The organism is Variovorax sp. AC194, assembly GCF_979257995.1.
In genome coordinates, this window is record NZ_OZ409823.1 from 1,504,945 (window position 1) to 1,525,556 (window position 20,612).

Consider the following 20,612-nt stretch of genomic DNA (forward strand, 5'->3'; position numbering starts at 1 on the left):
CGGCGCGCTCCGGGTAAAGAGCGCGGTTCCTCTTCGACTGCACCACCGTGATCGAGGCAGGTGCGAACGGCAGCCACCAGCACCGCAGGGCTTCGGCCTCGCGCTGTAGCCCGATGGTCGGCAGAACACAAGGACCGCCATGAACAAGCCCTACGTCTACGGCATGCTGCCCGGCACCTCCGCTCCCGATCCTGAGCAGCCCGCCCAAGCGCCGACTGCCGAGATCCGTTTCACCGGCGACATGCAGCGCGTGAATGCCCAGTCCACCGATGTGTACGTGCTGCACTGCGAGCAGGCCCTCGACAAGAAGACGGCCGAGCGTCTGGGTTCGATGGCCACCAGTGCATTGAACGGCGCCAAGGTGATCGTGCTGGGCAAGGTCATGAAGCTCGAACTGGTGCCGCAGCCTGCATCAGCGAACGTAGTAGCTGGCTGACGCGTTTCGCGTGGAACAGCAAGCATGACTCTCGCCACGCTCAAGCCCAGGCTCGCAGTAAGCAGTCTGACCCGCACTCCCGTGCTGCAGACCAAGGCCAGCACTGTCGAGCGTGAGCGCGGCCGGGCATGGATGGCAACGCGAGAGCGGGTGGCCAAGCGCCAGGACTATCGCTGCGCCCGGTGCGGCGCGGTCTGGGTGTCCAGCCGTGACCACATCGACCACATCGTCGAGTTGGCCGACGGCGGCACCAACGACGACGACAACCTGCAGCCCCTGTGCGATGTGCCGTGCCACAAGGCCAAGACGGAAGCGCAGGCGAAGGCAAGGGCGCGAGGCTTCTGAGGTCGTGATCGTGCAGCCACGGGGCTCCTATCGCGTCGGCGGGCCATCCCGAAAAGGGTAGGGGGGTCGAAAGTCCCGCCCCCCGAAGTGCCGGAAACCACCAGGTTCCTCACGCGGAGAAAAAACCGGGCTGTATGAATCCCGCAAGGGGCCGAAATCAATAGTTTTTATCAAAGGAATCAAATATGCCGAGGGGCGGAGCCCGACCAGGAGCAGGGCGAAAGCCCTCGAAACCGAAGGCTGAAAAGGCCCCGAAGGTCGACAAAGACGGCTTCAAAACGGATGAATTGTGGCCATTTGGGCAGGTTCGGCCGCCAGAGCCGCCGCCTCCGGCTGACCTGTCGGCGCTGACCCCTCTCGAGTATCTGCTGGAGGTAATGCGGGACGACAGCGAAGAGCGGACCCGCCGCATGCAGGCCGCGTCGCTCGCGGCGCCGTACTGTCATGCCAAGAAAGGCGAGGGCGGGAAGAAAGAAGAGAAGGAAGCAGCCGCGAAGCGAGTGGCAGGTCGCTTCGCCCCGGCCGCACCGCCGAAACTGGTTGCGGCCGGCGGCAGGAAGGTCTGACGATGGAATGGTCGACAGCATGCCCGGACTGGGAACGCCGGCTGATCGCCGGCGAGTCGATCATCCCGCCGCCGATCTTCCCCGACCAGGCCGAGCAGGCGCTGCGGATCTTCAAGCAGCTGCAGGTGGTCGACCTGGCCAAGGTTTACGACCCGGTGACCGAGGCCTACCGGTATCCAACCTTCGGCGAGTGCAGCGAACAGTGGGTCTTCGACTTCGTGGCCGCCATCTTTGGCGCCTACGATGCCGAGTCCGGCAATCAGTTGATCCGCGAGTTCTTCCTGCTCATCAGTAAGAAGAACACGAAGTCCACGATCGCCGCCGGCATCATGCTGACCGCGGTCATCCTGTGTTGGCGCAACGAAGAAGAGCACCTGATCCTGGCGCCGACGAAGGAAGTCGCCGACAACAGCTTCAAGCCGGCGGCGGGCATGGTCCGGGCCGACGAAGAGCTCGCAGCCCTGTTCCACGTTCAGGACCACATCCGCACGATCACGCACCGCGTGACGCGCGCATCGCTGAAAGTGGTGGCCGCTGACACCGACACGGTTTCGGGCAAGAAGTCCGGCCGCGTGCTGGTGGACGAGCACTGGCTGTTCGGCAAGAAGCCCAACGCGGTTGGGATGTTCATGGAGGCCACGGGCGGCCAGGCGTCGCGCGATGAAGGGTGGGTGATCTACCTTTCGACGCAGAGCGAAGAGCCGCCGGCCGGCGTGTTCAAGGAGAAGCTGGGCTACTACCGCGACGTGCGCGACGGCAAGATCGTCGACCGCAAATCGCTTGGCGTCCTTTACGAGTTCCCCGCCTCGATCATTGAGGCGAAGAGCTACACCGACCCGAAGAACTTCTACGTTACGAACCCGAACCTCGGGCGCTCGGTCAATGCCGAGTGGCTGGAGAGCGAGCTGCGCAAGTACGCGGCGAAGACGGATGGCTCTTTCCAGAAGTTTCTGGCGAAGCATCTGAACATCGAAATCGGCATGAACCTGCGGTCCGACCGCTGGGCCGGTGCCGATTTCTGGAAGGCAGCGAAGGCTGCGCAACCCGTCACGCTCGACTACCTGCTCGAGTGGTCCGAAGTGCTGGATGTCGGTATCGATGGCGGAGGCTTGGACGACTTGCTCGGGCTGTGCGTCATTGGGCGCCACAAGATCACGCGCAAGTGGTTGATCTGGACGCATGCATGGGCTCATCCGTCGGTGCTGGAGCGCCGCAAAGAAATTGCACCGCGTCTGCAGGACTTCGCCGAGCAGGGCGATCTCACGCTGGTGCGTGACATGGGCGATGACGTGATCGAAGTGGCCGACATCGTGGCCCGCTGCGAGGCGTCTGGCCTGCTGGACAAGGTGGGCTGCGATCCGGCGGGGCTCGGCGCCATCCTGGATGCACTGATCGAGGCGGAAGTACCGCAGGAAAAGATCATCGGCATCAGCCAGGGGTGGAAGCTCAATGGCGCCATCAAGACAACCGAGCGAAAGCTGGCCGAAGGCGCTCTGCTGCACGGCGACCAAGACCTGATGGCCTGGTGTGTGAGCAATGCGCGTGTGGAGCTCCGCAGCAACGCAATCGTGATCACGAAGCAGGCGTCCGGCACCGCAAAGATCGACCCGCTCATGGCGGTTTTCAACGCAGTGACCCTGATGTCGCTGAACCCCGAGGGGATGGGCTCTATGGATGATTGGTTGAGCAGCCCCGTGAAGGGCGGTCGCGCATGAAGAAGCCCGGCGCATTGACGCGCGTGCGCGCTGCGATCGATGGTTTTGTGCGCTCTTTCTCGCTCCGCGACAAGGATCTGTACATCGACCGTTCGATGGCGACCGAGGCGGGCGTGGAAGTGACGCCCAAGTCCGTGATGCAGCTGGATGCAGCCTGGAGTTGCGTGCGGCTGATCTCTGAGACGATCGCCACCCTGCCGCTGTCGATGTTCGAGCGAACGACCAAGGGCAAGCGCCTGGCGCCGCAGCATGGATTGCATTTCGTGATCCACGATCAACCGAACGCCGATTCCACGGCGTCGATCTTCTGGGAAGCGATGGTCGCGGCGATGTTGCTGCGCGGCGCCGGCCGGGCCGAAAAGCTGTACGTGGGCCAGCAACTGGTCGGCCTGTCATTCCTGGACCCGAACAAGCTGATCTGCAACCGCGACCAGAACGGTCGCAAGCGCTGGCAGTACCCGCGGGCAAACGGCGAGATGCGCGAGATCCCCGAGGCTCGCATCTGGACGATCCCCGGCTTCACGCTCGACGGCGTCAATGGCGTGTCTGTCATCAGCTACGGCGCCAAGGTGTTCGGATCGGCCATCGCGGCGGACAAGGCGGCTGCGCAGACCTTCAAGAACGGCTTGCTGCAGACCATCTATTACAAGATGGCGAACTTCCTCAAGCCCGACCAGCGGGTGGAGTTCAAGAAGAATTTGGCCGGCTCCATCGAGCGTGGCGAAGCGCCTCTGCTTGAAGGTGGCATGGACGCTGGAACGCTCGGCATCAAGCCATCGGATGCGCAGCTGCTGGAGTCGCGCGGCTTCTCGGTGGAGTCGATCTGCCGCTGGTTCCGCGTGCCGCCCTGGATGGTCGGTCACACCGAAAAGTCGAGCAGCTGGGGAACCGGCATTGAGCAGCAAATGATCGGCTTCCTGACGTTCACGCTGGGGCCGTGGCTGCGCCGCATCGAACAGGCCATCAGCAAGGACCTGCTGACGCCTGCCGAGCGCGCGCGGTTCTATCCGAAGTTCGCCGTGGAAGGCCTGCTGCGCGCGGACAGTGCCGGCCGCGCCTCGTTCTACGGCGCCATGGTGAACAACGGCATTCTGACCCGCGACGAAGTGCGCGAACTCGAAGACCGCGAACCGATGGGCGGCAATGCCGCGGTGCTGACTGTGCAGTCGGCCATGACCACCCTGGATTCCTTGGGGCAAACCACCAATGACGCGCAACAAGCGCGCGCATCAATTCGGGCCTTCCTCGGCCTGGCAAACGAGCCCGAGAAAGGCTAAATCATGAGCTTGCGAAATCTTCCGGGCATCCCATCGGGGCGCCCGAGTAGCGGCGTCCGCAGCGAAATCTTGCCGCGCGCGATGGAGCGATGGAATCCCAGCCTACGGGCCTCCGACGCTGAGCAAGCGGACGAGCGCTCGATCAGCATCTATGAGCCCATCGGCTACGACCCTTGGACTGGAGAAGGCGTCACTGCTCGTCGGGTGGCGGGCGCACTCCGAAGCATGGGGCCGGGCGATGTGACCGTGAATCTGAACAGCCCGGGCGGTGACATGTTCGAAGGGCTGGCGATCTACAACCTGCTGCGCGAGCACAAGGGCGAGGTCATCGTAAAAGTGCTCGGCCTAGCCGCTTCCGCCGGGTCGATTGTGGCAATGGCCGGCGACAAGGTGCAGATCGCGCGCTCAGCTTTCTTCATGGTCCACAACTCGTGGGTGGTGGCCGCCGGAAACAGGCTCGATTTCCGAGAAATCGCCGACTGGCTGGAGCCGTTCGATATGGCGATGGCCGACATCTATAGCGCTCGCACGGGCATGGAAACGAAGGCGGTCACCAAGCTGCTCGATGCAGAGTCCTGGATCGGCGGCACCGCCTCCGTCGAGCAAGGCTTTGCCGACGAATTGCTTGCGTCCGACCAGGTCGGAAAGGGCGATGCGAAGGCAAGCGCGTCTGCCGTGCGCCGCGTCGAAGCGGCACTGCGCGCAGCCGGCCTCCCCAAATCCGAGGCCGTGCGCCTCATCAGCGAATTCAAGTCCAGCGTGGGTGATCCCGTTGGCGGCGGTGAGGGCGATCCCACCGGACGAGTCGAGCTCAAGCCCGATTCCTTCAGCAACGCGGCCGCCCTGGCCGCATCCCTCCTGTCCGCAAATTGATCTCACCCGAAAGGTAAATCATGTCCATCGAAAAAGATGTCGAAACCATCAACAACAGCCTGAAGCAGGTCAGCGACCAGATCAAGGCACAAGCCGAGGCGTTCGTGAAGAACGCGAAGCAGAGCGACGAAGTCGTGGCCAAGGTCGACGGCATGCTCATGAAGCACGGCGAACTGCAGAACAGCCTGACGGCCACGCAGCAAGCCCTCGCCAAACTCGAAGCCAACGGCGCCGGCGGCGACGTGCAGCACGAGTCCTTCGGCCAGAAGTTCGTTCGCAGCGAGCAGTTCAAGGCCTTCGCCTCGCAGACCACGCCCCGTGGTCGCGTTGACATGCCGATCCACGCTGCGATCACCAGCCTGACGACCGACGCCGACGGCTCGGCTGGCGATCTGGTGCGCCCGACGCGCCTCCCCGGCGTGATCGCTCCTCCCGAGCGCCGCATGACCGTGCGTGACCTCATCACGCCGGGCACGATGGACACCAACGCGCTCGAGTACGTCAAGGAAACGGGCTTCACGAACAACGCGGCGCCCGTGGCCGAAGGCGCGAAAAAGCCCGAGTCCACCCTGAAGTACGACCTGGTGACCACGGGGCCGAAGGTCATCGCCCACTTCGTCAAAGCTTCGCGCCAGATCTTGGACGATGCCTCGCAGTTGGCCAGCATGATCGATGGCCGCCTGCGCTACGGCTTGGCGTTCAAGGAAGAAGGGCAACTGCTGAATGGTGACGGCACCGGTCAGAACCTGCTGGGCATCATCCCGCAGGCGACCGCGTTCTCGGCACCGTTCGATCCGGCTGGCACCGAGACGAACATCGACAACATCCGTCTGGCGATGCTGCAGGCGTTCCTCGCCGAGTACCCCGCCAGCGGCCACGTCATGAACCCGATCGACTGGGCGCGCATCGAGCTGCTGAAGGACACGACTGGCCGCTACATCATCGGCAACCCGCAGGGCAGCATCGGCGCCACCCTGTGGAACCTGCCGGTGGTGGTGACGCAAGCGATCGCGGTGGACAAGTTCCTGACCGGAGCTTTCCGCCTAGGCGCCCAGGTCTTCGACCGCTGGCTCGCCCGCGTGGAAGTCGCCACCGAGAACGAAGACGACTTCGTGAAGAACATGGTGACGATCCTGGCCGAAGAGCGCCTGGCGCTCGCCGTGTACCGCCCCGAGGCGTTCATCTACGGCGACTTCGGCAACGTCGCCTGATCGTCGGCAATCCCGCAATCGAGAAGCCCGGATCGCCGGGCTTCTCTGTTTCAAGGAGAACACCATGCTCATCAAGTTCAAGGCACCCGATCCCCGCGCTGGCACCACCGCGCAGATGGACAGCAGCCGCGGCCAATTTTTCATCGACAACGGCTCCGCCGTGAAGGTGAAGGAAGGCGGCAACCAACCCGAAGCTGTGGCCAGGCCGGCGCTGGCCCGAAGCGACCTCGACGCAGCGCTGGCCGGACTTCCCGGCGAGAACACCGACCCCGAATATGTGGTGGGCGCGATGCGCTCCCACTTCGGAGAACTGTTCACCGACGCTGACGAAGCGAAGGTTCGCGAACTGGTCGTGGCACGCGCCGCGAAGCCGTCCGACAACCTGACGGTGACCGAACTCAAGGCAGCGCTGGAGAGCAAGGGGATTCCCATTCCCGATGGCGCGAAGAAGCCGGCCCTGGCCGCGCTGCTCGACGGCGCGGTCGCCCTGTAACCCGACTCCCGAAAGAAGATCGCCATGGCGCAACCCCTCGAAGCGGACATCAACAGCACGCCCTCGCTCGTGCAGGTAACAGCCGCAGCCGGCGGCGCGGGCCAGGCGCTCGCCGTCGCGCCCAGCTCGAGCATCGATCTCGCACTGGGCAGCTTTGGCGGCCCGGTCGAGTACAAGGTCGGCGCCGGCGCGTGGACCCGGCTGGACCGCAACGAGGGCGTGCGCCTGGTGATCGATCTGGCGGGCACCGCAGTGTTGCTGCGCAAGGCCAGCACGAACGCCGCCTCCATCCCGGTCCAAGTGACGGTAAACACTGTCGGGCAGATCAAGCCATCTGGCGGCGGCCCTCTGTCGGCCGCACCGATCCAAGTTGCGACTTCTCGCGCACTCACCGCCGCAGACAACGGCAAGACGCTGGAATGCACCGCGACGCTCACCCTGACCGTGCCCGAAGCGTTGCCGGCCGGCTTCAGTTGCTCGGTGCTCGCGAGCGGCACGACCAGCATCGCCCGTTCCGGCGCGGCGCTGATCAATGGCGCCGGAACCACGCTGACGCGCGCGGCGGCCACCAACCCGCTGATCTGGATCGTCGGTCGTGGCTCGGCGGCAAATAGCTACGTGGTGACTGGCACCTGATAGCCAATTGGAGCAAGACGTGCTGATCGACCTCCCAACCGCAAAAGCGCATCTGCGTGTAGGTGCTGCTTACCCCGATGAACAGGTCTCGCCGTATCTCAATGCGGCGGAGGGTGCGGCCGCCCAATTTCTCAATCGCCGCGTCTTTGCCGATCAGAGCGCGATGGAAGCAGCGATCACTGCAGTGCCTGCCGCGCTTGTCGCCGCCGGCACTGCCTACCAAGCCGCACTGACAGCTGCCGGCGAGATCGAAGACAGCGTCGTCCGCTGCGCCGCCGAAGGCCATGCACTGCGCGTCTATCGTGACGCACAGACCGCAGCGACCGAAACCTACTGCGGCATCGTGCTCAATCCGCAGATCGAGGCAGCCATCCTGCTGACCATGGGTCATCTGTTCGAAAGCCGCGAAGATGTGGTCGTCGGAGTGACCGTCAACGCGCTCCCATTCGGCTCGCAGCAGCTGCTGTTTCCTTTTCGTGTGGGGCTCGGCGTCTGATGCGCGCGGGCACGCTCAAGGACTGGATCAGCATCCAGCAGGCCGGCACGGTGAAGGACGAGCTCGGGCAGTTGGTCCCGGGCTGGCCGGTGCTGGATTCCGTGTGGGCCGACATCCGCTTTCTGTCGGGGCTCGAAATGGCTCGGGCCGATACCACCATGAGCGTGCTCAAGGCCAGCATTCGCATCCGCCGCCGCACCGATGTGTTCGCGAACATGCGCGTGGTCGACGACGAAGGCCGCATCTACGACATCAAGGCCGTGGTGCCCAACAAGCAGAGCCGCCAGTTCATCGACCTGGTCTGCGAGACGGGCGCCAACAATGGCTAACGGCCGCGGCAACCCGGACGGCAGCGCCTTCGCCATCGGCTTCGACACTGTGGCCGCCGATGCATGGCTGGACGGCATCCTGCAGGCGACGGAAGAGTCCGTTCGGCCGGCGGCCCAGGCCGGCGCCGAAGAGCTCTATTTCGAGGCGCGCATCCGCGTGCCGCAGTCCGCCGAGCCGCATTACTTCTACGGCAAGAACAGCAAGTCTTCGGGCGTTCGCTACTACTTCGAGCCCGGCGCACTTCGCGACGCGATCTACCAGGTCTATTCGAAGGATCACAGCGGCAAGTCGCGGGCCACGTACCACATCGCATGGAACCACCAGAAGGTGCCCTACGGCTTCATGGTGGAGTTCGGCACCAGCCGCGCACCTGCGCATCCATTCATCCGGCCGGCCTACGCCGCGCGCGTGGAGTTCGCCCTCGAAGTCGCCCGCGCTCACCTTGTCGAGCAGGTTGGAAAAGCTCTATGACCATTGAAGCTGATCTGCACGCGCTGCTTTCGCCGCTCGCTGCCGGCGGGACTTTCCCCGATGTAGCGGACGACGGCGCAGCGACGCCGTACATCGTCTATCAGCAGGTGGGCGGCACCTCGACCCAGTTCGTCGAACGCGCCTTGCCTTCGAAGAAGAACGGCCGCTTTCAGGTCGCCGTGTGGGCCGAGACGCGCAAGGAAGCGGCCGCCATCGGCCTGCAGATCGAAAACGCCATGTTGCTCACGCCTGCATTCCAAGTCCAGTTGGTCGGGGGCCCCATCGCTGACCGCGACAGCGTGACCAAGTTGCGGGGCTCGCGCCAGGACTTCAGCGTCTGGTCCGACCGATAGACCCCGCGCAACCAGTTTCCTCCCGGCCCGCCTTGAGCGGGCTTTTTTCTGCCCGCTCCGGGCTCTGCAACCTCCCGCGAAGGCGGGCTTCTCCTGAAAGGCCAGCACCATGTCTGCATCCCTCCCCAATGGCACGATCTTCTCGCTTGCCACGACCTACGGGCCTGCCATTCCGTACACCGCACTGACGAACGCAGCGCCTCCGGTGGCGACGGCTGCAGCGCACGGCCTGCTGAACGGCGACGTGCTCGAAAACACCAGCGCCTGGCCGGGCATCAACGATCGCCCCACGCGCGTGATCGGTCAGACCTCGGGCACCTACAACATGGAAGGCTTCGACACCACGGACGTTGCCCGCTATCCGGTGGGCGCTGGCCTGGGTTCGGTGCGCAAGGTGCTGACCTGGACGGCGATTTCGCAGGTGATGGGCAACGCCTCGACCGGCGGCGAGCAGCAATCGGTCGAGTGGACGTACCTCGAAGACGGCATCGAGCGCAGCAAGAACACCTTCAAGAAGGCCAAGGTGCTCACGCTCACGCTCGCGGATGACGTGGCGCAGCCCTGGAACGCTGTGCTGCTCGCGGCGGACCAGGACGGCAAGAACCGCATCCTTCGCGCGGCTCTGCCTGCCGGCGGCTTCATCTACTACAACGTGAATGTGGGCTTCGACCCCGAGCCGAAGCTGGACGCGAACCAGATCATGACGGTGACCGCGACCTTCCGCAGCCAAGGCCGCTTCATCCGCTACGCCGCCTGAACATGGCACGTCTCACACTCAACCCGAACCCGACGTTCAAAGCGTTCGTCGAGATCTGCCGGCCCGGCCTCGATCCCGAAAAGATCGAGATCGTGTTCAAGCATCGCACCCGCGATGAAATGGACGAGTTCATCAAGCAGATGGCCGACATGTCGATCGAGGACCAGGTGCTGGCCGTGGCCACCGGCTGGGATCTGGTCGATCTGTTCAACGCCGAGAACGTGAAGCTGCTCGCGCAGAACTACATCACGGCGCCTATGGCGATCCGCGACAAGTACATCGCCGAACTCATCAAGGCCAAAGAAAAAAACTGATCGAGCTGGCCCGGGCCATCTACACGCCAGACGCGACGCCGCATGAAGCGGCCGAGCTGGGCCTGACGGTAGAGGAAGCCAGCTTCGCGGTGGACTGCTGGCCCGAGCACCAGGTGGCCGTCGCAGTGTTCTCCAAGTTGACCACCCAGTGGCGTGTCGGGTTCTCCGGCGCCATCGGTCTCGACTACGGGACGCTGCCGACGGTCTTCCGGCTGGCCGGTGTCCCTCGGGCGGACTGGCCCGATCTCTTCGACGACATCCGCGTGATGGAACGCGGTGCTCTTCACCTCATGCGCGCGCAAAGCTCGCAGTAGCCACCTACGGGTGGCTTTTCATTTCTGGGACATCCATGGCCGATCTAACCGCACAGATGGCGTTCACCGCCGACACGTCGGGCGTGGAAGCCGGCGTAGGCCGGACCAAGCGATCGCTCGCGGATCTCGGCGTCACCGCGGTGGCCGAAGGCAAGAAGGCGGCCGCGGGGATCGAAGGCATCGGCAAGGGCAGCGACCAGGCCGCGACGAAGGTTGAGGCGAACGCCAAGAACCTGATCAACTCGATCCAGCGAGCCACCGCGGCGGCCGAGGCCGGCAAGAAGTCGGGCTCGGAGTTCTATGCAGCCCTTGCCAACCAGCGCGGCGTGAGCACCGAGGTGCTGAAGCCGTACCTGGCACAACTGGATGCCGCCCTCGCCAAGCAGAAGGCCACCGAAGCAGCGCTGAACGCGATTACGCCCCCGCTCGACCGCGTCGGCATGTCGGCGAAGGCAACCGCGAATGCGCTGCGCGGTGTTCCTGCCCAGTTCACCGACATCATCACCAGCCTGCAGGGCGGCCAGGCGCCTCTGACTGTGTTCCTGCAACAGGGCGGCCAGCTGAAGGACATGTTCGGCGGCATTGGACCTGCAGCCCGTGCGCTCGGCGGCTATGTGCTGGGGCTCGTGAATCCGTTCACGCTCGCTGCCGCCGCGACCGGGGTCTTCGCGCTCGCGTTCTACAAGGGCGAACAGCAGACCGCCGCCTTCAACAAGGCGTTGATCCTGACGGGCAACTATGCGGGCACCACCGCCTCGCAGTTGCAGGATCAGGCCACGCAGGTCACCAAGATGGGGGGGACGTATGCGGTGGCCGCAGAGGGGCTCGCCAAGCTTGCTGGCAGTGGGAAGATTTCGGCAGAGGCGATGGTCGAAGTGGGGGCGGCTGTCTCCGGCATGAATCGCATCGTCGGCACGTCGGTGGATGAGGCTGTTTCGACGTTTACCAAGCTGGCGGACGAACCGACGAAGGCATCGGAAAAGCTCAACGAGACGATGCATCACCTGACGGCGACGACGCTCGAGCGCATTCGCACGTTGGAGGACCAGGGGCGGAAGGAGGAGGCGGCCGCGCTCGCGGTGTCCAGTGCCGCCGCTATCACGAATCAGCGCTTGGCCCAAGTGCAGGACCAAGCCGGAGTGCTCGCGCGCGCGTGGCGAATGATGGGCGACGACGCGAAAAAGGCGTGGGATCTGATGATGGGGCTTGGTCGTCCGAAGACGGCCAGCGAAGCGCTTTCCGACGCCCGCTCGACCCTCGCAGAACTGCAAGCTCGTGGCCCCATCGGTGGGCCCGTTACGGGCGCTTCGGATTTCGCCGTGCAGATGCGGAATGCATCGACCAACGTCGCTCTCGCCTCAGTCAAGGAGCTACAAGAGCGGCTTCGCGGCTTCTCTCAGGGCGTCGTCACCCGGGATGAAAACGCTGCTGTCAACGCTTCGGGGGAAATCGCGCGGTGGCAGGACAAAGCAAAGGGCGTCGACGCCGTTAACCGCGAACTGAAGAAGTACCGCGACAACCTGGAAGACCTGCGCAAGCGCAACCCGAACGATGTACTGCTGTCCCCCGCGAATGTTGCCGCGGGCGAAGCCGCGATCCGCAAGGAATTCGCGGGCGCGAAGGGAGCAAAACCTAAGGCAGTGCAGGACGATGCGGCCGTCAAGATGCTGGAGACGTTGCGGCAGACCGAGGCGTCGCTGCAATCCCAATTGGACGGCGAACTGAAGATCACCGACGTTCAGAAGAAGCAGGTCGAGTTCCAGCAGCTGATCGCCGACTTGAAGGGAAAGAAGATCCTGACGGCCGAGCAGCAGAGCTTGCTGAACGGACGGGACGACATCGAGGCGCAACTCGAAAAGAACGTCGCTCTTTCCAACGCGCTCGAGTTCGAAAAGAAGATTGCCGACATCACGAAGAAATCGGCAGACGATGCGCGTCAATTCCGCCAGATGATGGACGGGATCACGGCTTCCATGGTTTCGAACCAGCAGAGTCGGGACGAGCAGTCAGGCCGAAGCTTGGCCGCGTTCGGGCTCGGCGACCGGGCCCGGCAAGAGGTGGAAGCGCAGCGCTCGATTCGCGCCGAGTTTCAGAGATATAGCGATGTCGCAAACCGGGATGCCAGCAAGGCCGGCATGCTCGATTCCGCCGACTACAAGAAGAAGGCTGCCGAGATTCGCAAGGCGCTGGAGGACGCACTGGGGGCGCAATCAGACTACTTCGAAGCACTGAAGTCCAAGCAAGCTGATTGGCAGGCCGGCGCTACGACGGCGCTCGCGAACTACACGGACGCGATCGCCAACGTCTCGGCCACGACGGAGAGGGCCTTCACGGAAGGCTTCAAGGGTGCGGAAGATGCCTTGGTCAACTTCGTCACCACGGGCAAGCTGAATGTCAGCAGCCTGGCCAATTCGATTGTTGCGGATCTGGCGCGCATCGCCATCCAGCAATCCATCACCGGCCCGTTGGCGAAGGGTTTGCTGGGAGCGCTCGGCGGCGGCGGAGACGCAATCGGCGACTTGCTGAAGAAGAACGACAACTTCGGAACCAGCCTGACCGACGCGACCGGCGGCACTGGTGGATTGGGAGGGTTCCTCGGGTCGATCGGGAAGTGGTTCGGCGGCTTCTTCGCAGACGGTGGCAATCCGCCCGTGGGCGTGCCGAGCATCGTGGGCGAGCGTGGGGCGGAAGTGTTCATCCCCAGCGTGCCCGGCACCATCATTCCGAACCACGCACTCGGTGGCGGGTCAGGCGGCGGCGTCACGAACAATTACTTCACCGTCGGCGATGTCGCGACCGTGGGCATGCTCAAGCAGGCCCTCGCAGCGACGCAGGCTCAGACCGCCAGCCGAATCAACAGCAGCCGGACCCGTGGGGGTGCTCTCGCATGAGCCTCCTCACGCTCCCGAGCAGCTTCCGGCCCGAGTCGTTCACGCCGCGGCTGCAGACGAATCAGCGTGCAGCGAGCTCGCCGGGCGGGGGCAGCGAGCAGGTCGTCGACATGCTGAACGATCGTTGGCTGTTCTCGCTCACGCTGCCACGCGGCCCGCAGCACATCGCAGCCCGCAACGAAGCGTTCGTGAATGGGCTGCGCGGGCAGACCAATACCGTGCTGCTGTGGCACTTCGTCCGGCCGCAGCCACTCGGCACCTATCGCGGTGCGCTCACGGTCTTTCTTGCCACCGGACCAGGCGCCGATGCGGTCTACCTGCAAGGCGGGGCGGCCGGTCAGACCCTGCTGGCTGGCGACATGATCGGCGTGAACGGCATGCTGCTGCAGGTGCTCACCGATTGCGTGGCTGACGGGCTGGGACAAATCGGCGTGCCCATCGTGAATCGCCTCCGACGGGCTACGGTCGTCGGGCAGTCCGTGGTGTGGGATCGGCCTACGGTGCCCTTCCGTAAGGTGTCGCAGCCCGGTTTCCAGTACTTCACTGGCTACGCGGAAGGTGTCCCGCTGGACTTCGTGGAGGCCATCTGATGCGGTCTCTATCTCCCACCGTGCTCGCCGCTCTGAACGGCCCCGAGCTTCACGTCGCGCAGCTGATCTACCTGGCCTTCCCGGGTGTGCCCATCGCGCTGTGTTCCGCGAATTGGGACATCGTGTTCGAGGGCGTGACCTACCGCGGTGCGGCTGGGCTCGGAGCCATCAACGCGATCAACGATTCGCCCGGCGAGGTCAAGGGCTTGAACTTCGAATTGTCGGGTGCATCGCCAGAGGCAATCGCGCTTGCACTCGACGACGCCGACATCGTGCAGGGCACGCCGGCAATCATCCGCACGGCCATCTTCGACGCCGACTTCGCACTGCTCGACGCGCCCATCGATTGGACCGGGCGCCTCGATCTGATGAGCATTCAGGAAGACGGCGAGACCTGCACGATCCCGGTGTCAGCCGAGAGCAGCGAGCTTGACCTGCTGCGCGGCACGCCGCTGACCTACAGCAGCGCTGATCAGAAGTCCCTGTTCCCGGGCGATCTCGCCTTCGACTTCCAAGAGTTCCAGCTGAACAAGCCGCTCGTCTGGGCCGGCAAGCAGTGGCTCATTGCGCTCAACGGACGATGAGACTTCCCGACTGGCAACTTCGGTTCTCGGCTTTTGCCCAGGGCCGCGCAAGCACGCCTTTTCGCTGGGGCTCGAACGACTGCTGCGTCTTCGCGGCCGCCGCGGTTGCTGCCTTGACCGGCACGAACCCGATGGCGTCCTTCGAGCCCTACAGCACCGACGCGGGACCGCGCCGTAGGGCGTTGCGTCGGACGCTGCGCCGCCTCGACAAGGCCGGCGGGCTGAAGGCCATAGCTTCGATATACCTCGGCGAGCCGGTATCTCCGCTGATGGCCGGTGTTGGCGATGTGGTGCTGGTGATGAACGCCGGCCGCGAAATGCTCGGCATCTGCAACGGCGTGAACGTGCTCGCGCCCGGCAAAGGCGGGATCGTGACCCTCGGCATGATTTCCGCAATTGCGGCTTGGAAAATCTAATGCCTCAAGCAGTTCTAGCAGTCATCGGTGGCGCCGGTGGGGCCGCTGCCGTGGGCACGGCCGTTACGGTTGCGGTGTACGCCGGCTTCGCCGTGGCCACCATCGCGCTTTCAGCGAGCCAGAAGCGAAAAGCCGAGAACAAGTCCCGGCAGCAGTTCGAGGCCTCGGTGGTCGATCGTTTCGAGAACGGCCGCAGCACCATTGGTCCGCGCGAGCTCGTGCTCGGCCGTGTTCGCAAGGGCGGCTCTGTATTCTTCGATTCCACCGATACGCCGAACAAGGCAGTGCTTCTGCGCTGCATAGCGTTGGCCGGTCACGAGATCGACGCCGTCGAGCGGATCTATTTCGACGACACACCCATCGACCTAGATGTCGACGGTAACGTCGTCACGGCGCCATGGGGGCGGATCTACACGCGCAGCGTGATGGACACCAGCGCACAGCCTACCCGGACGCTGGATCACACGCCCGTGGCCGGTTCGATCTTCGTCACGCCGGCGACGAACCTCCCTTGGCCGAACATCACACCCGGCCAGGAGTCACTGCCGTACACGATCGCCGGGAACATCCTGACGATCACCAACGCCGACGGGCAGCAGGAATACACGCTCACGTATCAGTGGGTTGAATTCGTCTCCACCGCACGGGTGTTCGTGCATCTGGGCTCGCCCAACCAGGCCGCCGACACGCGCCTGCAGCAGTACCTGCCGGGAACCTGGACTGCTGCACATCGGGCGCGCAACGTGGCGTGGCTGCTGTGCGAGTTCGTCTACGAGAACAGTTCCTTCCCGAATGGGGCCGTCGCGGTCACGGCGCTGATGCGCGGCGCGAAGCTGTACGACCCACGCCATGGCGTGACTCAGTTCAGCGAGAACCCGGCGCTGATGATGCGGCACGTCATGCTGCATCCGCAGTTCGGCAAGCGCACCTCGCTGACGACTGCGGAAGAGGCCCGGATCGTCGCTGCGGCCAATGTTTGCGATACGGCGATGAGCTACTGGACCGGGGCGCCCATCGTGCCGATGTTCCGAGCCAACGGCGTGTTCCTGTTCGGCGCCGATCCCCGCAGCGTGCTCGACGACCTGGTGCAGGCCATGGGCGGCGAGTGGGCCTATGCAGCTGGTGAATACAGCGTGCGCGCTGGGGCGTACCAGGCGCCGGTGATGGCACTCACGGAGGACGATCTCGCAGTCGTGCAGCGCGGCCCCGACGGCTCTGTCTCGCAAACTGCGGTCTCCATCAACCCGCATAAGCCGCGGAACGAGAAAATCAATGTCGTAGCCGCCCGGATCTGGGATGAGGCGGCCGGCTATGTCGAAGTCGTGCTGCCGCCGTTCCGCGCCGAGGCCTACATCGCTCGCGACGGAATGGAACTGAGCCAGGAAGTAAAGCTGGCGACGGTCTTCAACGCCGGCCAGGCCACCCACATCGCCGGCATCATGTTGCGCGACGGCCGTGATTCGATGGCGGTGACGCTGCCCTTCAAAATGAAGGCCTATCCGCTCGAGCTCTTCGACGGCGTCACGCTGACGATCCCGCGGTACGGGTGGTTCGCAAAGGAATTTCGGATTCTCGGGCGCACGTTCAATCCGGCGCCCAACGGCTGCACAGTTGAGCTCACGCTGAAGGAAACCACGGCTGCGATCTTCCAGTACGGCGCCGCGTATCTGCCCGGCGGCTATGCCAGCAACAGCGGGTTGCCCAAGCCGTGGGAAATCTTCCCGCCGGTCATCACGGACGTGCAGAGTGGCGAAAGCGAACTGATCGTTCAGCAGAACGGCACGATCGTGAACAGCGTCCGGGTGACTTGGGCGCCACTGTCGGATGCATCGATCGTGAATGGTGGCTTTGTCGATCTGCAATACCTCGTGCTGCCGTTCGGCGATTGGGTGACCATCACCGAGCAAGGCAGCGCCACGCAGGCGCGCATTTTGGGGCTCGATGACCTCGCGCAGATCCTGATCCGTGTGCGCAGTCGCAACAGCTTGGCCAGCAGTGACTGGAGCGCGCAGCGAGTCCACCGCGTGGTGGGCAAGACCGAGCCGCCGCCGGACATCGAGAACCTGACGATCTCCGGCGCTGTGCTCTCGTGGAACCTGCCGCGGCGCGTGCCGGACCTGGCGGGCTTCGTCTTCCGATTCCACTACGGCAACAACGCCGATTGGAACAGCGCAGCGCCGCTGCACAACGAAGGTGTGATTACTGCCAGCCCATGGGAGCCCGAGACGCGCCCCGGGGGCGTCGTGACGATCATGGGCAAGGCGCGTGACACCACCGGCAACGAGTCGTTGAATGCTGCAGTCATCGTGATGAACCTGGGCGACGCGCCCATCGCGAACGTGCTCGAACAGTGGATCTTCCCGGATCTGGGCTGGCCCTATGACGCGTCCGAATCGTCCGGCTGGACGCTGGTGGGCGGCGAGCCGGCGGCGAACGCGCTGGACTCGTTCTTTGGCGATGACGACCAGAGCTTCTACGCGGGAGAGACAGAGTCGTTCTACGAGACCGGCACGTATGGGCAAATGATCTACGTCACTGAGCAGATCTCGGTTAATTCGGCGCTTGCCGGTTCGAAGATGACGCTGGGCATTAACGCGGAAGGTGTCGACCTGCGAGTCGAATACCGCCTCGCCGGGCCTGGTTCGTTCTACGGCCAGGACACCGATTCCTTCTACGACGCCGACGTGTCGGAGTTCGATCCGGGCGTTGGGGCCATCGTCGTGACTTCCTTGCCCTTCTATGGTGGTCCTGGCGAATGGCAGCCATGGCCCGGCCAGATCATCGCGGCGAACGACGCCTACCAGTTCCGCGTGACCATAGGCGGCGGCACGACTCGGGGAATCCTGCATTACTTGAGCGTGATCGTCGATGCGCCCGACATGGTCGAGACCTTGGGCGATGTGCCGATCGACATCGCTGGCACGCTGATCCCGTACATCAAGCCGTTTACCAAGATCCTCGCGATTCAGGCCACTCTGCAGGCCAACACGTCCGGCGGCATCAATGTCCAAACCGAGAGGTCGGACAACCTCAATCCCTACATCGGCGCTGTCGATGCGGCCGGCGCCCTTGTCGGCGGCTGCAGTGCGGACATCACGCTGACCGGCTACTAATTCCTCAACGTTTCCCCTCAAAGGCTCGCTTCGGCGGGCCTTTTTCATTCCTGAAAGGCTCGCAATGCCAACGATTCCAGCAAAGGCGGAGATCTCTGCGCCGTACCCCAACCCCTCGAACGCCGTCGCGCGCGGCGGCTTCGGCAAGCTGTGGGACGCCTTGTTCGGCGTCGGCGGCTTCCTCGGCACCACCGGCACCATTGCCGATGCGCGCACCGCGCTGGGCGTGCCTTCCGCCAACGATGCAGCGCTGACGGGCAACCCGACTGCGACCACGCAGGCGAGCACCGACAACAGCACGCGGATCGTCACCACTGCGTGGGCGAAGCTGGGTTTCGCTGCCAACCTGAGCGCAAGCGGCTACATCAAGTTTCCCAACTGGCTGGGCGGCTGGATTGCGCAATGGGGCGGCGCGAGCACCGGCGCGAGCGGCGTGGCGGTCACCTTCCCCTTGGCTTGGCCGACCGCCGCCAAAGGTGTCTGGCTCACGCCGCAGGTTGCCGGGCCGCGTTACGCGACCTACCAAAGTCTGGGCGGAACCTCCTTCTTCATGCAGTGCTGGGACATCAGCGGCACGCAGCAAAACAACTTCGTTTCTTGGTTCTCGGTGGGGTCCTGATCATGAAAATCTTCTACAGCGCTGCTACTGGCGGCTTCTACTTCGACGAGATCCACGGCGAGGACAAGCCGCAGGACTGCAAGGAGATCGACAACGACCTCTATCAGTCGCTCACCGGCCGCGACGTGGTCGCCGGGCCTGACGGCATGCCGATGCTTCGTCCGGTGTACGTCCCCACGACCAGCGACAAGCGCGCAGCACTCAAGGCCGCGGCGACCGCGAAGCGCTACGACATCGAAACGGGCGGCATCGACTTGCCCAGCGGCGTCCGCCTCGACACCACGCGCGAGGATCAGAACTCGGTAGCAAATGCGATCGCGCTCGCCGACATCGCGGGCGTCACCGAGGTGGACTTCAAGGCTGCCAACGGCTGGCAGACGATCACCATCCCGCAGCTGAAGCAGATCGGCGCGGCCATCGGACTGCACAAACAGGCGTGCTACAGCGCCGAGCGCGCGCACCACGAGGCCATCGATGCGCTGCCCGATGCGGGGCTCGCTGCCTATGACCTCGATGTGGGCTGGCCTACCGGCGCCGACTTGGCCATCCTCTTCACGCCGGCGGCTGCATGAGTCAGCAGCCCATCGCCGACATCGTAGGTGTGGCCGTCTTCATCGCGGCGCTGCTGTTCTCGAGCGAGGTTGCCGCGGTGGTCGGCCCGTACATGGTGATCGTGGTGGCCGCCACGCTCGGCGCCAGCTTCAAGGTTGCCCGCCGCGAGAAGACGACCCGCACCAGCGCGGTCCTGTTCTTCCTGCGCGTGGTTGGCATGGCGGTGCTGTTCACCTCTGCCGTTGCGGCTGCGCTCAATGCGTACCGGCCCGAACTCTCGCCGCGCGTGACGGTGGCTCCAATCGCTTTGCTGATCGGCTTCGTGGATTGGCCATGGGCGCTCGGAAAGATCGTGAACTGGATCTTCTCGGGGCTCGATGCCTTCCGTGGCAAAGGAGGTGCGCCGTGAAAGAGCTCTACCTGTACGCGATGGCGAACCTGGCGGTGTGCGGCGCCGTCGCGTTCATTGCGCTCTGCCGCCTGAATGCCATGCGCGCCGGCGTGCTGCTTCGCGTGCGTCTCGAGTATGCCGGCTACATCGGCGGTGCTACGGCTGCTGCCTTTCAGCCGCTGTGGGGGGAGTGGCCGCAACTCGGCTCACTGGCCATCGCTGCGGCGCTGCTCGTCGGACTCCTCTGCAGCGGCCGTGCGTGGGCTGGTGACGTGCCGCCTGACGTGGCCACGGACCGAGCACCGCTTTCTGACATACCGGAGATTCCACAATGACTCTCGACGAAATCAGCCGCACGGCCATTGAGCCTGCGCTTCACTGGCTCCCGGAGAAGATGAAGAGCAACGAGGCGCGCGTCATGCTCCTGGCTATCGGCCTCCAGGAGTCTCGCTTCGAGCATCGTTACCAGGTGCTGCACGATCCGACGAAGAAGGGGCCGGCGCGTTCGTTCTGGCAGGGCGAACAAACGGGCGGCATGGTCGCCGGCGTGATGGGCCACCCCGCCACGAAGCAATTGGCGCAGGCCGCCTGCACCTCGCACGGCGTGCCGTTCATGACGCGCGCAGTGTGGGAGGCAATCGAGACCAACGACGTGCTGGCGGCGATCCTGGCGCGACTGCTGTTGTGGACGGAGCCGAGCGCATTGCCGCGGGTGATTGACGCGGCCGGCGGATGGGCGCTGTACCTGCGCGCCTGGCGGCCGGGCGCCTACGACCGGGGCTCGCCTGACGAGCGCGCGGCTCTGCGGATGAAATGGGAGCGCTGCCACCGCGCAGCCCGTGCGTTCCTGGGCTTCCCATGACCAGCGT

Annotated in this window: 26 protein-coding genes; all 26 read left to right on the forward strand. The window is 64.4% G+C overall.

The window, feature by feature from the left end:
- Positions 1-139 precede the first annotated feature (139 nt).
- The 26 genes from ACZYRS_RS07190 (at position 140) to ACZYRS_RS07315 (ending at position 20,605) form a co-directional block, all read left to right on the forward strand.
- Positions 140-436: a hypothetical protein gene (locus ACZYRS_RS07190; RefSeq protein ID WP_463418673.1), complete on the forward strand. Its 297-nt coding sequence runs from the start codon at positions 140-142 to the stop codon at positions 434-436.
- Between the two features lie 24 nt (positions 437-460).
- Entirely contained in the window at positions 461-781 is a 321-nt protein-coding gene (locus ACZYRS_RS07195) for an HNH endonuclease (RefSeq protein WP_463418674.1), read from the forward strand.
- Positions 782-1,158: 377 nt separating this feature from the next.
- On the forward strand, positions 1,159-1,347 hold the full coding sequence (locus ACZYRS_RS07200; RefSeq protein WP_463418675.1) for a hypothetical protein: 189 nt from the start codon (positions 1,159-1,161) through the stop codon (positions 1,345-1,347).
- A gap of 2 nt (positions 1,348-1,349) precedes the next feature.
- The gene (locus ACZYRS_RS07205; protein ID WP_463418676.1) at positions 1,350-3,062 is read left to right on the forward strand and encodes a terminase large subunit; all 1,713 of its coding nucleotides are present in this window, start codon (positions 1,350-1,352) and stop codon (positions 3,060-3,062) included.
- Complete coding sequence (locus tag ACZYRS_RS07210; RefSeq protein WP_463418677.1) at positions 3,059-4,339, forward strand: phage portal protein; 1,281 nt, start codon at positions 3,059-3,061, stop codon at positions 4,337-4,339. The genes ACZYRS_RS07205 and ACZYRS_RS07210 overlap by 4 nt, the downstream gene beginning before the upstream one ends.
- A gap of 3 nt (positions 4,340-4,342) precedes the next feature.
- Positions 4,343-5,212 (forward strand): head maturation protease, ClpP-related, encoded by an 870-nt coding sequence (locus ACZYRS_RS07215; RefSeq protein WP_463418678.1) that lies wholly within the window; start codon positions 4,343-4,345, stop codon positions 5,210-5,212.
- A gap of 20 nt (positions 5,213-5,232) precedes the next feature.
- Positions 5,233-6,423 (forward strand): phage major capsid protein, encoded by a 1,191-nt coding sequence (locus tag ACZYRS_RS07220; protein WP_463418679.1) that lies wholly within the window; start codon positions 5,233-5,235, stop codon positions 6,421-6,423.
- Between the two features lie 64 nt (positions 6,424-6,487).
- On the forward strand, positions 6,488-6,916 hold the full coding sequence (locus tag ACZYRS_RS07225; protein WP_463418680.1) for a HeH/LEM domain-containing protein: 429 nt from the start codon (positions 6,488-6,490) through the stop codon (positions 6,914-6,916).
- Between the two features lie 24 nt (positions 6,917-6,940).
- The gene (locus tag ACZYRS_RS07230; RefSeq protein WP_463418681.1) at positions 6,941-7,552 is read left to right on the forward strand and encodes a hypothetical protein; all 612 of its coding nucleotides are present in this window, start codon (positions 6,941-6,943) and stop codon (positions 7,550-7,552) included.
- 19 nt (positions 7,553-7,571) lie between these two features.
- Positions 7,572-8,048: a head-tail connector protein gene (locus tag ACZYRS_RS07235; protein ID WP_463418682.1), complete on the forward strand. Its 477-nt coding sequence runs from the start codon at positions 7,572-7,574 to the stop codon at positions 8,046-8,048.
- Positions 8,048-8,377: a phage head closure protein gene (locus ACZYRS_RS07240; RefSeq protein WP_463418683.1), complete on the forward strand. Its 330-nt coding sequence runs from the start codon at positions 8,048-8,050 to the stop codon at positions 8,375-8,377. The genes ACZYRS_RS07235 and ACZYRS_RS07240 overlap by 1 nt, the downstream gene beginning before the upstream one ends.
- Complete coding sequence (locus ACZYRS_RS07245) at positions 8,370-8,849, forward strand: HK97-gp10 family putative phage morphogenesis protein (RefSeq protein WP_463418684.1); 480 nt, start codon at positions 8,370-8,372, stop codon at positions 8,847-8,849. Before ACZYRS_RS07240 ends, ACZYRS_RS07245 begins: the two co-directional genes overlap by 8 nt.
- Positions 8,846-9,202 (forward strand): tail completion protein gp17, encoded by a 357-nt coding sequence (gene gp17 / locus ACZYRS_RS07250; RefSeq protein ID WP_463418685.1) that lies wholly within the window; start codon positions 8,846-8,848, stop codon positions 9,200-9,202. Before ACZYRS_RS07245 ends, gp17 begins: the two co-directional genes overlap by 4 nt.
- Before the next feature lie 109 nt (positions 9,203-9,311).
- A complete protein-coding gene (locus ACZYRS_RS07255) occupies positions 9,312-9,959 on the forward strand; it encodes a phage tail protein (RefSeq protein ID WP_463418686.1) in 648 nt (215 codons plus the stop codon).
- A gap of 2 nt (positions 9,960-9,961) precedes the next feature.
- Positions 9,962-10,273, forward strand: coding sequence for a phage tail assembly chaperone (locus ACZYRS_RS07260; protein ID WP_463418687.1), 312 nt, complete (start codon positions 9,962-9,964; stop codon positions 10,271-10,273).
- Positions 10,274-10,362: 89 nt separating this feature from the next.
- Positions 10,363-10,587 (forward strand): DUF1799 domain-containing protein, encoded by a 225-nt coding sequence (locus ACZYRS_RS07265; protein ID WP_463418688.1) that lies wholly within the window; start codon positions 10,363-10,365, stop codon positions 10,585-10,587.
- A gap of 35 nt (positions 10,588-10,622) precedes the next feature.
- Positions 10,623-13,478, forward strand: coding sequence for a phage tail tape measure protein (locus ACZYRS_RS07270; protein ID WP_463418689.1), 2,856 nt, complete (start codon positions 10,623-10,625; stop codon positions 13,476-13,478).
- Positions 13,475-14,068 (forward strand): hypothetical protein, encoded by a 594-nt coding sequence (locus tag ACZYRS_RS07275; protein ID WP_463418690.1) that lies wholly within the window; start codon positions 13,475-13,477, stop codon positions 14,066-14,068. The genes ACZYRS_RS07270 and ACZYRS_RS07275 overlap by 4 nt, the downstream gene beginning before the upstream one ends.
- A 20-nt stretch (positions 14,069-14,088) precedes the next feature.
- Positions 14,089-14,652: a hypothetical protein gene (locus tag ACZYRS_RS07280; RefSeq protein ID WP_463418691.1), complete on the forward strand. Its 564-nt coding sequence runs from the start codon at positions 14,089-14,091 to the stop codon at positions 14,650-14,652.
- A complete protein-coding gene (locus ACZYRS_RS07285; protein WP_463418692.1) occupies positions 14,649-15,068 on the forward strand; it encodes a DUF6950 family protein in 420 nt (139 codons plus the stop codon). The genes ACZYRS_RS07280 and ACZYRS_RS07285 overlap by 4 nt, the downstream gene beginning before the upstream one ends.
- Positions 15,068-18,181 (forward strand): phage tail protein, encoded by a 3,114-nt coding sequence (locus ACZYRS_RS07290; protein WP_463418693.1) that lies wholly within the window; start codon positions 15,068-15,070, stop codon positions 18,179-18,181. Before ACZYRS_RS07285 ends, ACZYRS_RS07290 begins: the two co-directional genes overlap by 1 nt.
- Before the next feature lie 64 nt (positions 18,182-18,245).
- Positions 18,246-18,800: a gp53-like domain-containing protein gene (locus ACZYRS_RS07295; RefSeq protein WP_463418694.1), complete on the forward strand. Its 555-nt coding sequence runs from the start codon at positions 18,246-18,248 to the stop codon at positions 18,798-18,800.
- 2 nt (positions 18,801-18,802) lie between these two features.
- Complete coding sequence (locus ACZYRS_RS07300; RefSeq protein ID WP_463418695.1) at positions 18,803-19,372, forward strand: DUF4376 domain-containing protein; 570 nt, start codon at positions 18,803-18,805, stop codon at positions 19,370-19,372.
- Positions 19,369-19,761 carry a hypothetical protein gene (locus ACZYRS_RS07305; RefSeq protein ID WP_463418696.1) on the forward strand — a complete coding sequence of 131 codons (393 nt, stop codon included), beginning with the start codon at positions 19,369-19,371 and terminating at the stop codon, positions 19,759-19,761. Before ACZYRS_RS07300 ends, ACZYRS_RS07305 begins: the two co-directional genes overlap by 4 nt.
- Positions 19,758-20,078, forward strand: coding sequence for a hypothetical protein (locus tag ACZYRS_RS07310; protein ID WP_463418697.1), 321 nt, complete (start codon positions 19,758-19,760; stop codon positions 20,076-20,078). The genes ACZYRS_RS07305 and ACZYRS_RS07310 overlap by 4 nt, the downstream gene beginning before the upstream one ends.
- Positions 20,075-20,605, forward strand: coding sequence for a hypothetical protein (locus tag ACZYRS_RS07315; protein ID WP_463418698.1), 531 nt, complete (start codon positions 20,075-20,077; stop codon positions 20,603-20,605). The genes ACZYRS_RS07310 and ACZYRS_RS07315 overlap by 4 nt, the downstream gene beginning before the upstream one ends.
- The last annotated feature ends 7 nt before the right edge of the window (positions 20,606-20,612 follow it).